General features: G+C 37.5%; 3 protein-coding genes. 2 read left to right on the forward strand and 1 reads right to left on the reverse strand.

Annotation, left to right across the window (positions count from 1 at the left end; genetic code table 11):
* Positions 1-187: hypothetical protein (locus RFX69_RS08845; protein ID WP_309169212.1), on the forward strand; the 187-nt coding region annotated here is incomplete at its 5' end.
* A 142-nt stretch (positions 188-329) separates the two neighbouring features.
* On the opposite strand, the gene RFX69_RS08850 is transcribed toward RFX69_RS08845, so the two are convergent.
* Positions 330-1,031 carry a VIT family protein gene (locus RFX69_RS08850; RefSeq protein WP_002058850.1) on the reverse strand — a complete coding sequence of 234 codons (702 nt, stop codon included), beginning with the start codon at positions 1,029-1,031 and terminating at the stop codon, positions 330-332.
* Between the two features lie 347 nt (positions 1,032-1,378).
* Here RFX69_RS08850 and RFX69_RS08855 point away from each other — a divergent pair, with 347 nt between their 5' ends.
* Complete coding sequence (locus RFX69_RS08855; RefSeq protein ID WP_002054947.1) at positions 1,379-1,996, forward strand: cytochrome b/b6 domain-containing protein; 618 nt, start codon at positions 1,379-1,381, stop codon at positions 1,994-1,996.
* Positions 1,997-2,082: the final 86 nt, after the last annotated feature.

Genomic DNA, 2,082 nt, shown 5'->3' on the forward strand with positions numbered 1-2,082 from the left:
TATCCGACATAGACACCAACATATCAAACCGTCCGCTAAGGAAATTGCAGAAGTGCATATTCTAAAAGCGGACATTTTTACTTTGGAGAAACCGGACATTTCTATTTTGGAGTTACAGTTATTTCAAAAAGAATTTCGTATAAGGTGTATTATGTTAATTTTAAAAATCTTTGAAGCAGATGATTGAGTATCTTAGTTTTGACCTCTAATCAGGTTAGATCATATGTAATATAAGTATCTAAAAGTTAGGAGAACTCATGAATAATAACTACTCAAAACCTATAATAATTTATTGGATTAAAATATTGTGATCAGATACACAAAGTATATTAGGTCACAGCAACATTAAATAGTGATCCGATCCAAGCACTGAATAACATTGCGACAATTCCCCAAATCATAACCCGAACAGAACCTCTCCAGATACTTACACCGCCAGCATAACTCGCCAATGCTCCCATAATTCCGAGAGTTAAAACTCCAATCAGCATGACACCTTTATCTAAATATTGTTCAGGCAGAAGCATCATTGAAATTAAAGGAAATAATGAACCTACAGAAAATGCGAGGGCTGAAGAAGATGCCGCTAGAAATGGCTTGGCAGAGGTATGAACTGAAATGCCAATTTCATCACGAGCATGTGCATCTAAAGAATTATGCATAGTTAGTTGTTTAGCGACATCTTCAGCTAAAGTTGGTTCTAAACCACGTTGTATATAAATATTTTTTAGTTCCTGCAGTTCATGTTCAGGATGGAGTTTTAACTCACGTGCCTCCATTTTCAGATCATTTTTTTCAATATCTTGTTGTGATTTAACGGAAATATATTCACCTGCAGCCATTGAAGCCGCCCCAGAAATTAATCCCGCAACACATGTTACTAATAATGTTTGAGAAGAAGCACCACTGGCTGCTATTCCGACTACTAGGCTTGTTACAGAAATAATCCCATCATTAGCCCCTAGTACAGCCGCACGTAGCCACCCTGACCGTTCAATATAATGTTTTTCGATATGATAAGAATGGCGCACAATATAGTCCCTTGCTGTTATCAGAATGATTATAGTAAATATTTTATCTGTAAACCTTAATTGAGCTAGACAATAGAGAATATAAGTCACTACTGATGCATATCCATTACATTTAAAATAACCTTGTTTAATAATGGGTGTTATACGTATTAAAAAAACCGACTCCAATGTTCAGGCTTCGTATAATCCGTATTAAGCTAATTGTAGACAAAATTAATATTCACATGATCTACCAATTTTAAAATTGCGCTCTAATGAGCGCCATTTTTTTTTGACTGTATTCTTTAATATTCACCTCAGCTTGAGCCGCTATTCTGCAACTAAAATACAGTCAACAAAGGTTTTTTATGGCTCAGAACACAGCAACATCTTCTACAGATTTACTGATTCGATTTCTGCATATCGTCATTATTTTGAGCTTTACTGGGGCTTATCTCACGGGGGATGCAGAAGAATGGCATCAAGTGCATATGGCGTTTGGCTATACACTTGGTATTAGCCTGATATTAAGAATTTTATGGCAGTTTCTTGCTTCTCGATTTGCTCATACTCAGCCTTCAGGGGCGAGCCGTCGATTTAATGTGATCAAGCCATTTGTGCAGCGCTATTGGGCGCAACCGCAGCAATGGCTTTCCCCAGCATTTTTAAAAGCAGCCAGTTCCAGCCTGTTTCAGCTGAGCATACTGGGTGCTTTTTGCCTGATGCCCTTAACTGTACTGGCAGGCTTTTTAACAGACTATACGCATAGCCACAGTTTAAAAGAAGTGCATGAACTATTCGCAAATCTGTTTTTAGCTACTGTATTACTACACTTGACAGCACTGACACTGAATAGTGTTCTACTTAAAAAATGGCTAGCAAAGCGTATGTTTTGGGGGACACAATCACATTCATGGTTCACCCTGTTTGCTTCAGTCCTTTCACTAGGCGTGTTGGTCGCTTTCTGGTTTTGGTATTTTAGCTAAGCTTTTATGAGAGCAACACAGATGAAGCTCTATTTAACATAATACACCTTATACGAATTCCCAAGTGTAACTCCAAAATAGAAATG

It is taken from the genome of Acinetobacter sp. 148 (genome assembly GCF_031196675.1).
Lineage (GTDB): Bacteria > Pseudomonadota > Gammaproteobacteria > Pseudomonadales > Moraxellaceae > Acinetobacter > Acinetobacter baumannii.

What these genes read in the sequence shown, in the direction of transcription:
- RFX69_RS08855 (WP_002054947.1), top strand. Translation starts at nt 1,379, where the DNA reads ATGGCTCAGAACACAGCAACATCTTCTACAGATTTACTGATTCGATTT.